Raw genomic sequence first — 14,603 nt, forward strand, 5'->3', positions numbered from 1 at the left:
ACACTATGAAATGGCAAGGCAGAAGACAAAGTGATAATGTAGAAGACAGAAGATCAATTTCCGGAGGCAAAATAGCTGTTGGAGGTGGGGTTATCGGAATCATTGTTTTGTTGCTGAATGTTTTTGGCGGAGAAACTGGCAAACAAATAGCACCAGTTTTAGAGCAAATGCAAGGCGGACAAACACAAACTGAAGCTGCAGCTCCATTGAGCAAAGAAGATGAAGAAATGGGCAATTTTGTCAGAGTTACTCTGGCCGATACTGAAGATATCTGGAGCAAAATTTTTGAAGAGCATGGAATGACCTACAAAAATCCAAAATTAGTTCTTTTTAGAGGTTCTGTACAAACAGCCTGCGGTGGCGCATCATCGGCTTCTGGACCTTTTTATTGTCCGGGAGATCAAAAAGTCTATATGGATTTGGCTTTTTTCGAAGAATTAAAAACCCGATTTGGTGCGAAAGGAGGCGATTTTGCAATTGCTTACGTTATTGCTCATGAAATTGGCCATCATATTCAGACTTTGCTGGGAACATCGGCAAAAATGCGACAAGAACAAGAGGGAAAAAGTGAAGCCGAAGCTAATAAACTTTCTGTAGCCTTAGAACTTCAAGCGGATTTTTATGCTGGAGTCTGGGCGCATTACAATCAGCAAAATTTAGACACCGGAGATATTGATGAAGCTTTAAGCGCAGCCAATGCTGTTGGCGATGATGCTATTCAAAGCAAAATGCAGGGGCATGTAGTTCCTGATTCGTTTACCCACGGATCGTCTGAACAAAGGATGTACTGGTTTAAAAAAGGTTTTAAAACCGGAGATATCAAACAAGGTACAACTTTCGAAGAAATTCAATAATACACAAACCAAATATAATAACCGCTAAAAAGCATGATCTAATGGTCATGCTTTTTTTGTTTTTTTTCTGAACCATATAAGTAATATAAGTTCATTTTAGGCTTTGATTGTATTTCAATAAAAATCAATTAGAGGTCATATTAGAAAATCTAGCCAGCGGTTTCAACCGCTCGAGCTTAACGCATATCACGACATATTTCTTTATGTATTATAGCGTCCCGGTGGCTGAAACCACGGGCTATACTTGAATTTTAGTTTCTTTATTTAAGCTTTCTTTTAAACCTTAGAATATTCAGCCATGATATAAAATGAACTTATATTACTTATATGGTTCAAAAAAATTAAACGCACAAAAAAAGCCTTGAATTTCTTCAAGGCTTTAAATCTGGGTGGCTGACCGGGTTCGAACCGGCGACCCGCGGCACCACAAACCGCTACTCTAACCAGCTGAGCTACAACCACCATTTTTGCTTAGCGAGTGCAAATATAGAACAAAGGTTCAGTTCTACAAAGAAAAAAATGAAAAAATTTCATAAAAATTATATCAAATTTTCTAAGCTATTGACTGCCAAACATCTTTCAACAGTAAAACCTTCTGCAAAATCTTTCCCAACAAGTCTTCCTAAGTCCTGCGCACGGTAATTTAAACTTTCAAAGAAGTTTTTACTCGTAATAGGCGTTGCAGGTTCACTTGAATTTGGATCATAAAATTGCGTTTTATAGGCCATTATAGCTTCAATTTTCTTTTCTTCAAAACCAGTAATATCCACTACAAAATCTGGAGTCAGGTTTTTCCACTGAATATAATGATATACAACTTTAGGTCTCCAAGCTTCTTGTTTCTGTCCGTCAACAATAGTTTCAATTTTCATCAAACCTGAAAGAAAACAAGAATCAGAGACTAATTTACTTCCTTTTCCATGATCAATGTGGCGATCGTCAATTGCGTTGCACAATACAATTTCGGGTTTGTATTTACGAATCATTTTTATGACCTCTAATTGATGTTTTTCATCATTCGTAAAAAATCCGTCACGCATTGCTAAATTTTCTCTCACAAGAACGCCCAAAATCTTTGCTGCATTGTTTGCCTCTTGATCTCTAATTTCAGCTGTTCCTCGCGTACCTAATTCACCACGTGTCAAATCAACAATACCTACTTTTTTCCCTAAGGAAACTTCTTTTAAAATCGTTCCGGCACAACCTAATTCTACATCGTCTGGATGCGCGCCAAAGGCTAATATATCTAATTTCATTTGTTTTTTTTGTTTTTGTTTGTTTTGTTTCAGGTTTCAAGTTTCAAGTCGCTTGACTTTGAACATAACTTTAACCGCAAAGTTCGCAAAGGTTTAGCGCAAGGTTCGCAAAAAAATAGCGTTCATAGCGTAAATCCTTTGCGAACTTTGCGGTTAAATATAAATGCTAACAACTTCAAATTTATTTTTTCAAAACTCTTTTCATTGTCATTGATTTATTGACGCTTTCTTCCCATTCTTTTTCAGGATTACTTTCTTTTGTAACACCGCACCCCATATATAGAATCGCTTTATTTTCCTGAATCTGCATACAACGTAAATTTACGAATAAATCAGAACTTGCATTATTTCCGGCAAAACTGCTGTTTAATTCGCCAAGAAAACCAGTGTAAAAAGTTCTATCATACTTTTCATTTTCCAAGATAAAAGCTTTTGATTTCTTTTTTGGAAGTCCGCAGACCGCAGGCGTTGGATGCAAAGTATCAACAACTTCTTCCAGCGTTGAATTCTCTTTTAAAACTCCCGAAATATCGGTTTTAATGTGCCAAATCGATCCGGCTTTTAAACTGTAAGGCTCAGAAACGACAACCGAAGCCGTGAATTCTCTAAGTCGTTTTACAATAAAATCAGTCACAAACTGCTGTTCATCTTTTTCTTTTTGCTGCCACACGATTTCTGCGTCAACATTGTCTTTCTGTGTTCCTGCCAAAGCCATGGTTTCAAAAACATTTCCATTTGCCTTTAAAAGTTTTTCTGGCGTTGCACCCATCCAAAGTCCAATTTTTGGATGAAAAAAACAATAACAAAAAGTGGCAGGATATAAGTGAACCAAATGCTGAAAAGTTTCTATAAAATCAAATTCAGACAGAAGTACTTCTTCACTTCTTGATAAAACTACTTTTTTGAATTCTTCATTCTTAATTGCCTGAATTCCTTGCGCCACTAAATATTCATATTGAAATTTAGCCTCAGAATCAGCATTTAAATCATCAATTTCTATTGGCTCAAATGAAGTATTTTCTTTTTCCGAGGTAATAATTTCCGATTCATTTTCAGGAATCAGAATTAGTTGTTTTTCATCAAAAGAAGCAAAAACAAATCCTTTCTCACTGTAATCAGAAACGGTATGTAATATATTGTTTTGCTGTAAAACCCCAACAAGATCTGTTGTACTAGGCTTAGAATAAAGTACAAAAGGCAAGTTTTCCTCTTTATGATTTTTAATTTTTAAGAAAAATGGATTCATAATTTATTCACTTTTCTTTCTGTCCAAAACCATGTTCGTCAATTTACAAAGCGAAACTAAATTTCCAGCTTCATCTGTAATTTTGATTTCCCACAAATGAACCGTTCTTCCTTTATGGATAATTCGGGCTGTGCCAAAAACATAGCCTTCACGAATACTTTTTAGATGATTTGCCGAAATTTCGATACCTCTTACCTCCTGCTCTTTCGGATTAATAAAAAAGAAAGAAGCTGCACTTCCAACGCTCTCGGCCAAAGCTACAGAAGCACCGCCATGCAACAATCCCATTGGTTGATGAACACTTGGATTTACAGGCATTTTTGCAGTTAAAAAATCTTCTCCGGCGTCTATATATTCAATTTTCAGCGTTTCCATTAATGTGTTTTTAGAAAACTCATTACAGCGCGCTAAAATCTGCTCTTTTGTATAATTCATTCAAGTAAACTTTAAAATCGTAAAATTAAAGAAAGATAAGACACAAATCGAAAAATCGGATTCTAAAATTAAAAATCATTTATAAACTTATCAGTTTTTTGCTATTTTTACAAAAACAATCAAAAATTAATCTTTGGCTTTTTTTGCCACAGATTACACAGATTAAAAGGATTTAAAAAATGCATAGCCACGAATTTAAATTACAGTGAATTCGTGAAAATTCGTGGAATTCGTGGCAAAAAAAAAAAAAAAAAATCATTTTAATCCCTTTAATCTGTAGCTAAAAAAACTATTTAAATGCGTCAATACTTTGCAATCTTTATTCTGGGTTTAATTTTAGCTTTTAGTTCGTGTAGAACTGATTTTGAAACTGTTGCCAGTACTGGAGATTTAAAGTTCTCAAAAGACACTGTTTATTTGGATACTGTTTTTAAAAACATTGGATCCAGCACTTATCAATTGAAAGTGTATAATCGAAGTAAAAACGACATCTCAATTCCAGTCGTTCAATTCAAAAAAGGCTTAAACTCAAAATATCGAATGACGGTTGATGGAATGAGTGGCAATAATGGAAAAATTTTTAAAGATGTTACGCTTTTAGCCAAAGACAGTTTGTACATTTTCATAGAAACAACCGCAGATATCACAGACGCAAATCCAAGCGATTTTTTATATACCGATGAAATTCAGTTTGACAGCGGTGAAAATCTACAGCAAGTTGCTTTAGTAACGCTTATTCAGGACGCTGTTTTTTTATATCCAAATCAAAATCCAGACGGAACGAAAGAAAAAATCAAAATCGACGGCAAAGATGTTGACGGATTTTATCTAAACGAAAATGATCCTGTAAACGGAAATGAATTACTTTTTACCAAACAAAAACCGTACGTAATCTATGGTTATGCGGGAGTTCCGGAAAATAAAACAGTAACTTTTGAAGCCGGTTCACGAATTCATTTTCACGCTAATTCCGGTTTGTATATTGGCAATAAAGCCTCTTTACAAATCAATGGAACAAAATCAACAACAGAAAAACTCGAAAATGAAGTTATTTTTGAAGGCGATCGTTTAGAATCTCTTTATTCTGATATTCCAGGGCAATGGAAATCGGTTATTTTTGAAAACGGAAGCACTAACCATTCTATCAACCATCTTACCTTGAAAAATGCCGTAACTGGTTTAGAAATAAGAAATACAACGAATACGATTCCGATTAAAAATAGCCAGTTTTATAATTTTGCAGAATATGGTATTCTAACTAAAAATGCCCGAATTAATGCCGAAAATTTAGTTCTAAATTATGCCGGAATTGCTAGTTTATCTTGCCTTTATGGCGGTAATTATAGTTTTACACATTGTACATTCAATAACAATTGGCAAAACAGTTCTCATTTTGCAGTTAACTTGAGCAATAGTTTGGCTGGAGCAACTCCCGAAACAAATCCGCTTACGCAAGCAACTTTCAATAACTGTATTATTTATGGCTCAGGCACAAACGAATTTAATTTAAGCAAAAGTACCAACGCTGCATTTGTTTATCAATTAAATAACTGCCTTCTAAAATTCAGTAGTTCATCTACAAATCCTGATTATCAGTTTAAAACGGATACGCAACATTATAACAACATTATTCTGAATGAAAACCCAAAGTTTTATAATGTCAATCAGAATAAATTCAACATTGATAAAACTTCATCCGCTTTCGCGAAAGGAAATCAGGCGTATATAATTCCATTAGATATTTTAGGAATTACAAGAACTTCACCACCGGATTTGGGGGCATATCAGAGTCAGGATTTCCCGAAGCAATGATTTTGCCACGAAGGCAGTAAGTTTTCCTCATTTTTTGTCATTTCGAGGAACGAGAAATCTTCACGAGAAACTCGACAAAGGTTTAAAATTCTGTGCGGAGTTACTTGCGAAGATTTCTCGTTCCTCGAAATGACAAACAGGAAGGAATAACTTTTTACACAACAAATACTTCACATCTTAGAATCTTAACGCGAAAAAAATATCCGTAAGAAAATATATCTAAAATTAAACTTTTCATAACGTTTTGCTTCTTAAAAAATAGTAGATTTGCTATAACACGTTTTTAAAACCTTAAAAATCAGAATTTTAAAAACAAAAATCCAACTCAAATCTTAAACTATTACTTATGAAAAAAAACTACTTTTTACTATTATTGTTTCTTACTGCAATTGGTTTTGCCCAAATTCCATCTGGTTATTACACTACCGCAACTGGAACGGGATACACTTTAAAAACACAATTGTACAACATCATCAAAGGCCATACTGATAATGGTTATGCTGGTTTATACACAACCTATCAAACTTCTGACGTTGATAATTTTTATGAGAATGACGGAACTGTTTTAGACATGTATTCTGAAAACCCATCAGGAACAGATCCATATAATTACAGTACAGGAAGTACGCAACGATGCGGCAATTATTCTGTAGAAGGCGATTGCTACAACAGAGAACATATTATCCCGCAATCTGTTTTTAATGAGCAGTCACCAATGGTTGCCGATGCACATTTTATTACTCCAACTGATGGAAAAGTAAACGGAATGCGTTCAAACTATCCTCACGGAACTGTAGCTTCTGCAACTTATACTTCTCAAAATGGAGGAAAATTAGGATCAAGTTCTGTTTCTGGATATTCAGGAACTGTTTTTGAACCAATTAATGATTTCAAAGGCGATATTGCGAGAATGTATTTCTATTTTGCCACACGATATGAAAATACCGTTTCTGGTTATTCTTATGCTATGTTTAATGGTACAAGCAACCAAGTTTTTACAACAGCATTTTTAAATGTTCTTTTGGCCTGGCATACACAAGATCCTGTAAGCACAAGAGAAATTGCAAGAAATAATGCTATTTATGCGCGTCAAAATAATAGAAATCCTTATATCGATCATCCGGAATATGTAAATCAAATTTGGGGCGGAACTCCTTCTGGAGATACTCAGGCGCCAACAACTCCAACAAGTTTGGCTTCAACTTCAAAAACAGCAACTTCAATTTCGCTTTCATGGACAGCTTCTACAGATAATGTAGCCGTTACAGGTTATGATGTTTATGCTAATAGTGTTTTAAAAACAACAGTTTCTGGGACGACAGCTACAATTACTGGCTTAACAGCTTCAACTACTTACTCAATTTATGTAAAAGCTAAAGATGCAGCAGCAAATACTTCAGCATCAAGCAATACGATTTCCATTACAACCAACAGCACCGGAACTGGAACGGCAACAGATTTGCTTTTCTCTGAATATATTGAAGGTTCTGGAAATAACAAAGCTTTAGAAATTGCCAACAATACCGGAAGCTCTGTTAGTTTGTCTGCTTATACTATAAAAAAGCAAACCAATGGTGCAGGTTCTTGGAGCACTGGATTAGCTTTAACAGGAACATTAACGACAGGAAGTAAATTTGTAATTGTAAACAGCTCCATTTCTTCAACTTGTTTTTCTCCAAGCGCAGCCAATATTTCAACAACGGCAACCGAATTGACTTTTAACGGAAATGATGCCGTAGGTTTATTCAAAAACGGAGTTCTAATTGACATAATAGGAACTTTTAATGGTGGAACAGCTAATTTTGCAGCTGATGTAACTTTAAGAAGAAAATCGACTGTAACTTCTCCAAGCACAACTTTCAATTTGAGCGCTCAATGGGATTCGTTTACTTCAGACACTTGCAACAATTTAGCGAGCAAGAAAGCGCAGCCAATCGAAGAGAAAGAAATTGTGGAGCTATCTGATGAAATTGTTGTTTTCCCTAATCCCTCAAATGGAGTTTTTAATGTTGTTTTAGGCAATTCAAATTCTCCTTATTCGATAGAAATCCTTTCTTTTTCAGGGCAAAAAGTTTTTGAAAAACTAAATGCGACAAATACTGTCATTTCAGTAAATCATCTTTCGAGTGGTATTTATGTTCTTAAAATTTCAAACGATTCAAAAACTTTTACTAAAAAGATCGTAATCCTGTAAATAGAATTAAATATTGACTACTTAAAAGCGGCAATTGCCGCTTTTTTTATTTTTAGTACTGAGCGAATTTTAACCATATAAGTGATATCAGAAAACATAAGTTTTGCACGTAAAAAAATTGCTCTTAGTGGCAAAGTTCATTTTAGCTTTGCCAATAAAAACTTTGCGCCATTGCGTCTTTGCGAGATTAAAACATTCAGCATAAATTATTCATACTTCTAAAATGAACTTATATTACTTATATGATAAAAAAGGTCATTACATTTTTTTCAAAAGAGTTTGTTATCAAATTTGCGCTTGCTATTTATTTACATTAAATTTGCAGCTCAATACAACAAACTACACATCACAATGATCCATTTCTTTGAAAACCAAAGCAAAACTGTTTTTGCCGTACAAACGCAAAACGAAATTTCAGCTCAAGACATTTCAAAATTAAACTGGCTTTTTGCCGACTCTAATAAGATCGAAAAATCCGCACTGACGGGTTTTTTTGTTGGTCCCCGCGCCACTATGATCACACCTTGGAGTACAAATGCTGTAGAAATCACTCAAAACATGGGTGTTCCGGGCATTATCAGAATTGAAGAATTTCACCCGGCGACGGAAGATTTTACTGATTTTGATCCAATGCTTTTCCAAAAATTCAATGAATTAGATCAGGAGATTTTTACGATCAACATTCAGCCAGAACCAATTCTGGAAATTGATGATATTGCAACTTACAACAAAGTTGAAGGTTTAGCTTTAAGCGAAGAAGAAGTAGAATACTTAAACAATCTTTCAACTAAACTAGGAAGAAAATTAACTGATTCTGAAATTTTTGCTTTCTCTCAAGCCAATTCAGAACACTGCCGTCACAAAATTTTCAACGGAACTTTTGTTATTGACGGTGAAGAAAAAGAAACTTCTCTTTTCAAATTAATTAAAAAAACATCTCAGGAAAATCCTAACGATATAGTTTCTGCTTACAAAGACAACGTTGCTTTTGTGAAAGGGCCAAAAGTGCAGCAATTTGCACCAAAATCAGCTGATAAGCCTGATTTTTACGAAATAAAAGAATTTGATTCTGTTTTATCTTTAAAAGCAGAAACACACAATTTCCCAACAACTGTAGAGCCTTTCAACGGAGCTGCAACAGGTTCAGGAGGAGAAATTCGTGACCGTTTAGCTGGTGGACAAGGTTCGTTACCATTAGCTGGAACTGCCGTTTACATGACTTCATATTCTCGTTTGAACAACGACAGAAAATGGGAAAATGCAGTTGAAGAAAGAAAATGGTTGTACCAAACGCCAATGGATATTTTGATCAAAGCTTCAAATGGGGCTTCTGATTTCGGAAATAAATTCGGTCAGCCGCTAATTACAGGTTCAGTTTTAACTTTCGAACATTCAGAAAATGACCGTAAAATTGGTTACGATAAAGTAATCATGCAAGCGGGAGGAATTGGTTACGGAAAATTAAATCAGGCAATAAAACATAAACCACAAGAAGGCGATAAAATCGTCATTCTTGGAGGAGAAAATTATAGAATCGGAATGGGTGGTGCTGCGGTTTCGTCTGCAGATACTGGAGCTTTCGGTTCAGGAATCGAGTTAAATGCAATTCAGCGTTCAAACCCTGAAATGCAAAAACGTGCTGCAAACGCTATTCGTGGTTTAGTAGAAAGTGACAACAACCCAATTGTTTCGATTCACGATCACGGAGCTGGAGGTCACTTAAACTGTCTTTCGGAATTAGTTGAAGAAACTGGCGGTTTAATCGATTTAGACAAATTACCAGTTGGAGACCCTACTCTTTCTGCAAAAGAAATTATTGGTAACGAATCTCAGGAAAGAATGGGATTGGTTATTGGTCAAAAAGATATCGATACATTACAAAGAATTGCTGATAGAGAGCGTTCTCCAATGTATCAGGTTGGAGATGTTACGGGCGATCACCGTTTTACTTTCCAATCACAATCAAATGGTTCAAAACCGATGGATTATGCTTTAGAAGATTTCTTCGGAAGTTCTCCAAAAACGGTTATGACAGATAAAACTATCGATAGAAAATATGCTGCAGTTGCTTACAATGCTGCAGATTTCGAAAGTTATTTAAAAGACGTTTTACGTTTAGAGGCTGTTGCTTCAAAAGACTGGTTAACAAATAAAGTTGACCGTTGTGTTGGAGGAAGAGTAGCAAAACAGCAAAATGCAGGTCCGTTACAATTGCCTTTGAATAATGTTGGAGTTATGGCTCTGGATTATTTAGGAAAAGAAGGAATTGCAACTTCTATTGGTCACGCTCCTATTGCAGCTTTGATTGATCCTGTTGCAGGATCTAGAAATGCAATTGCAGAATCGTTATCAAACATTGTTTGGGCACCAATCAAAGATGGTTTAAAAGGTATTTCATTATCTGCAAACTGGATGTGGGCTTGTAAAAACGAAGGTGAAGACGCTCGTTTGTATGCCGCTGTTGAAGGTTGTTCAGAATTTGCAATCGAATTGGGAATCAATATTCCAACAGGAAAAGATTCACTTTCGATGAAACAAAAATATCCAAATGACGAAGTAATCGCGCCGGGAACGGTTATTATTTCGGCTGGAGGAAACTGTACCGATATTAGAAAAGTAGTAGAGCCTGTTTTACAGAAAAACGGAGATTCTATTTATTATATCAATTTGTCTCAGGATGATTTCAAATTAGGAGGTTCGTCTTTTGCACAAATCAGAAATACAATCGGAAACGAAACGTCTACAATTAAAGATGCTTCTTTCTTCAAAAATGCATTTAATACAATCCAAGAATTAATCGGCGAAAGCCAAATCCTTGCAGGTCACGATATCGGAAGTGGTGGTTTAATTACAACTTTATTAGAATTGTGTTTTGCTGATGTGAATCTTGGAGCTAAAATTGATTTCAGCGCTTTCGCGGAAAAAGACTTATTGAAAATCCTTTTCGCAGAAAACATCGGAATTGTTTTCCAAGCTAAATCTGATGCGGTTGTTGAAGCGAAATTAAACGCTAACAACATCGAATTTTTCAAATTAGGAAAAGCGACAACTACTGAGACTTTAGACCTTGGACTTTGGACTTTAGACATCAAAGCTTACAGAGATGTTTGGTTTGAAACTTCTTATTTATTAGATCAAAAACAATCTAAAAACGGAAAAGCTCAGGCACGTTTTGAAAACTATAAAAATCAGGTTTTAAATTATACTTTCCCTGCACATTTTACAGGAAAAAAACCAGAAATCGACAATTCGAAACCAAGACCAAAAGCGGCTATTATTCGTGAAAAAGGAAGTAATTCTGAGCGTGAAATGGCAAATGCAATGTACTTAGCTGGATTTGATGTAAAAGATGTTCACATGACCGATTTAATTTCGGGTCGTGAAACGCTTGAAGATATTCAGTTTATTGGTGCAGTTGGAGGATTCTCTAACTCTGACGTTTTAGGTTCTGCTAAAGGTTGGGCCGGAGCTTTCTTATACAACGAAAAAGCAAAAACAGCTTTAGATAATTTCTTTAAAAGAGAAGATACTTTATCTGTGGGAATCTGTAACGGATGTCAGTTGTTTATGGAATTGGAAGTGATTAATCCAGAACATGAAATTCACGGAAAAATGCTTCATAATGAAAGTAACAAACACGAAAGTATCTTTACTTCTGTAAAAGTTCAGGAAAACAATTCGGTTATGTTATCGACATTGGCAGGAAGCACTTTAGGAGTTTGGGTTTCTCACGGAGAAGGTAAATTCAAATTGCCTTATGCAGAAGACCAATACAACATTGTTTCTAAATATGCTTACGAAGGTTACCCTGCAAACCCTAACGGTTCTGATTATAACACAGCAATGATGTGTGACAAAACAGGAAGACATTTGGTTATGATGCCTCATATCGAGCGTTCGACTTTCCAATGGAACTGGGCACATTATCCAAAAGACAGAAATGACGAGGTTTCACCTTGGCACGAAGCTTTTGTCAATGCCAGAAAATGGATTGAGAAAAACTAAAAAATATATTTTTACTAAAAAGCGCCCGAATTTTATCGGGCGTTTTTTTTATAGCCACAGATTACACAGATTAACACAGATTTTTTTTCAATTAAAAATCATTCTAATCCTTTTATCCCGATAGCTATCGGGAGTGGCAAAAAAATACTTTTCCACAATCTTGTCATTCCGAGGAACGAGGAATCTTCGCGAGAAACTCTACAAAGATTGGCAACTTTTCTGGATGGAGCTACTTGCGGAGATTCCTCGTTCCTCGAAATGACAAACTTTGTGTTTTTAAAACTCTTCTAAGATTAATTTAATGGTATCTTAAGACAGCTTAAGCAAGCGTAAACAATCTGGTAAATATCTTTGTCTCATGAAAAATATGATACACAAAATATACCTTCCAATTCTCTTATTCATTATAAGCCAATTTTCCTTTGCTCAAAAAACTGCAGCTATAAAAGGAAATATAACTGACGGAAAACTTCCTATAGAATTTGTTGATGTTGTTTTAAAAAGAGCTAGCGACTCTACTAAAGTTGCCAATTATGCCGTGACAGATGTTCTGGGAAATTTTGCTTTGGAGAATGTTCCATCTGGAGATTATCAGCTTCAATTTAAATTAATTGGTTTTAAAACTATTTCTCAAAAGATAAAAGTTTCTGAAAGTCCGATTTCCATTGGAACTATCAAATTGCAAAACGACACTAATTTGCTGAATGATGTTGTTGTAACATCTCAGAAAAAACAAATTCAGAAAACTAATGAAGGTTTTATTTTTAATGCTGTTTCGAATATTTCACAATCCGGCGGAACTGCGACAGATATGCTAAAAAGCATTCCAACAGTTGCTGTAGATGCTGAAGGTGGCATTACCTTAAGAGAAAAATCGCCCATGATTTTGATAAACGGAAAAAACTCGGCAATTACGAATCTGGATCAGATTGCTGCAAGCAGTATTGAAAGCATTGAGATAATCAGTAATCCAACAGCGAAATACGATGCTAATGCTGAAAGCGGGATTATCAATATCAAACTCAAGAAAAACAATCAAAGCGGTTTGAATGGAGCCGTTGTTTTAGGAGGCGGTTTTGGTGCTAAAGGCAGAGTAAACAGCTCCGTTCTTTTAAATAATAAAACTGAAAAATGGAATATTGGCTTGGGATACGACAATCGTTTTGCGGGAAGAACCAAGAAAATAAATGCTGACAGAACCAATTATTTTATTGATGACGAACATTATATCCATCAAAATAGAAATGACGCTCGTACAGAAGGTTTGCAAAATTTGAAATTCAATGTTGATTATGCTCCAAATGACAAAAACACTTTTTCATTTGAAGCTTTAGGAAATATCGAAACGCAGGATAATGATGAAACTTTGTACACGCAGGTAAATACAAGTACGAATGCATTTTTCTCCAATAACAAAAGACATTCTTTAGAACTGGAACGTTCAAAAGTGGGAGAATTATCTTTTAATTATGACCGAAAATTTTCTGACGAACGAAAAAGTTTGAATACATCGATTACCTCATCATTCGGGAAACATAGAGAAAATACAGATATTGATACGTATAATTATGACGAATATCAACAGCAGATTGGTGAAGCCAAATTGCAACGCACACATAATTATGAAAACCAAAATATTTCTAATGCAATTGTAAACTATGCTTTTCCTGTTTCAGAAAAAACAATTGTAGAAACGGGTTACAAAGGAACTTTCCGTTTTTTTAATTCTGATTTTGAAAGTGCCGATTTAGTTAATGGTGATTATGTTGTAAATCCTTTAGCCAGCAATATATTTAAATTTAATGAGCAAATAAATGCCGTTTACGGAATGTTGAATTCGTTTATTGGCGAAAGCGAAAATCCGAAATGGAAATACAATTTAGGTTTGCGTGCAGAAAATGTTTCTAACACTGGCGCAACTCAAAATAACAGCGATCGTTTTAGTAATAATTATTTAAAACTCTTTCCGTCAGCTTCACTTCAATTGAATTTGAAAACAGATGAATTTTTCAAAATTGGCTACAGCAAACGTATCAATCGACCAGATTTGGATGATCTGAATCCGTTTATTGATATTACCGATGCGCTAAATCCGCACGGAGGAAATCCTTATTTGAAACCTGAAATTATTCATATTGCTGAAATGAGTTACAATAAAGACTGGAAAAACTATTCGTTGTCAGCCAATGCTTTTTACAGAAATACAACTGACGCGATCAGACAATATGCAGAATTGCTGGACAATGGCGTTATTTTCCTTCAGCCAAAAAATATTGGAAGCACAATAACTTATGGTTTAGAAACTATTTTCAGCCTGAAACCTATTGGTTTTTATGACGCCAACATTAGTATAACTGCCTTTCAGCAAAATATAAATGCATCAAATCTTGGCGAAGATGTTGTAAACAATACTTTTAGCTGGTACGGAAAAATCATTAATAATTTTGTACCATGGAAAGGCGGAAAACTTCAGATTATTGGGAACTACAATTCGGCTTTAGCAACAGCGCAAGGAGAAAGAATTCCGATTTATAATGTAGATATGGGATTTCAGCAAAAACTCGGAAAAGGAAATGCCCGTTTAGGTTTAGTTGTAACCGATATGTTTAATACACTTGAAAGCGGTTATAAAAACAATACACTTTTGTTCAGTAATCACCGAACCAATAAGTCGGACACGCGCGCTTTGATGCTAACATTTGCATACACGTTTAAATCAGATTTTAGAGAAAAATTGCTGGAAAATCAATTTTCAACCGAGTAATCTTTTTAAAAAACAAAAAATATCATTCTTGTAATTG

Annotated in this window: 8 protein-coding genes and 1 tRNA gene; 5 read left to right on the forward strand and 4 right to left on the reverse strand. The window is 35.0% G+C overall.

Features of this window, described 5'->3' with window-relative positions:
* Positions 1–5: 5 nt before the first annotated feature.
* Positions 6–854 (forward strand): neutral zinc metallopeptidase, encoded by an 849-nt coding sequence (locus tag RB619_RS08840; RefSeq protein ID WP_308096504.1) that lies wholly within the window; start codon positions 6–8, stop codon positions 852–854.
* 388 nt (positions 855–1,242) lie between these two features.
* On the opposite strand, the gene RB619_RS08845 is transcribed toward RB619_RS08840, so the two are convergent.
* From RB619_RS08845 to RB619_RS08860, 4 genes are all read right to left on the reverse strand, one after another.
* A tRNA-His gene (locus RB619_RS08845) sits at positions 1,243–1,316 on the reverse strand.
* A gap of 77 nt (positions 1,317–1,393) precedes the next feature.
* Positions 1,394–2,110, reverse strand: a complete 717-nt coding sequence (gene bshB1, locus RB619_RS08850) for a bacillithiol biosynthesis deacetylase BshB1 (RefSeq protein ID WP_308096506.1) — start codon at positions 2,108–2,110, stop codon at positions 1,394–1,396.
* A gap of 181 nt (positions 2,111–2,291) precedes the next feature.
* Positions 2,292–3,356: a chorismate-binding protein gene (locus RB619_RS08855; protein WP_308096508.1), complete on the reverse strand. Its 1,065-nt coding sequence runs from the start codon at positions 3,354–3,356 to the stop codon at positions 2,292–2,294.
* Between the two features lie 3 nt (positions 3,357–3,359).
* Positions 3,360–3,791 carry a PaaI family thioesterase gene (locus tag RB619_RS08860; protein ID WP_035647170.1) on the reverse strand — a complete coding sequence of 144 codons (432 nt, stop codon included), beginning with the start codon at positions 3,789–3,791 and terminating at the stop codon, positions 3,360–3,362.
* Between the two features lie 297 nt (positions 3,792–4,088).
* Here RB619_RS08860 and RB619_RS08865 point away from each other — a divergent pair, with 297 nt between their 5' ends.
* From RB619_RS08865 to RB619_RS08880, 4 genes are all read left to right on the forward strand, one after another.
* A complete protein-coding gene (locus RB619_RS08865) occupies positions 4,089–5,603 on the forward strand; it encodes a hypothetical protein (RefSeq protein ID WP_308096514.1) in 1,515 nt (504 codons plus the stop codon).
* 346 nt (positions 5,604–5,949) lie between these two features.
* On the forward strand, positions 5,950–7,797 hold the full coding sequence (locus tag RB619_RS08870; RefSeq protein ID WP_308096516.1) for an endonuclease: 1,848 nt from the start codon (positions 5,950–5,952) through the stop codon (positions 7,795–7,797).
* 351 nt (positions 7,798–8,148) lie between these two features.
* Entirely contained in the window at positions 8,149–11,802 is a 3,654-nt protein-coding gene (purL, locus tag RB619_RS08875) for a phosphoribosylformylglycinamidine synthase (protein ID WP_308096518.1), read from the forward strand.
* Between the two features lie 358 nt (positions 11,803–12,160).
* Positions 12,161–14,566 carry an outer membrane beta-barrel family protein gene (locus tag RB619_RS08880; protein WP_308096520.1) on the forward strand — a complete coding sequence of 802 codons (2,406 nt, stop codon included), beginning with the start codon at positions 12,161–12,163 and terminating at the stop codon, positions 14,564–14,566.
* Positions 14,567–14,603: the final 37 nt, after the last annotated feature.

This window comes from Flavobacterium sp. LHD-80 (genome assembly GCF_030929605.1).
Lineage (GTDB): Bacteria > Bacteroidota > Bacteroidia > Flavobacteriales > Flavobacteriaceae > Flavobacterium.

Coding starts and splice junctions, on each gene's coding strand:
- RB619_RS08880 (WP_308096520.1), top strand. CDS start 12,161: ATGAAAAATATGATACACAAAATATACCTTCCAATTCTCTTATTCATT.
- bshB1 (WP_308096506.1), bottom strand. CDS start 2,110: ATGAAATTAGATATATTAGCCTTTGGCGCGCATCCAGACGATGTAGAA.
- RB619_RS08840 (WP_308096504.1), top strand. CDS start 6: ATGAAATGGCAAGGCAGAAGACAAAGTGATAATGTAGAAGACAGAAGA.
- purL (WP_308096518.1), top strand. CDS start 8,149: ATGATCCATTTCTTTGAAAACCAAAGCAAAACTGTTTTTGCCGTACAA.
- RB619_RS08870 (WP_308096516.1), top strand. CDS start 5,950: ATGAAAAAAAACTACTTTTTACTATTATTGTTTCTTACTGCAATTGGT.
- RB619_RS08855 (WP_308096508.1), bottom strand. CDS start 3,356: ATGAATCCATTTTTCTTAAAAATTAAAAATCATAAAGAGGAAAACTTG.
- RB619_RS08865 (WP_308096514.1), top strand. CDS start 4,089: ATGCGTCAATACTTTGCAATCTTTATTCTGGGTTTAATTTTAGCTTTT.
- RB619_RS08860 (WP_035647170.1), bottom strand. CDS start 3,791: ATGAATTATACAAAAGAGCAGATTTTAGCGCGCTGTAATGAGTTTTCT.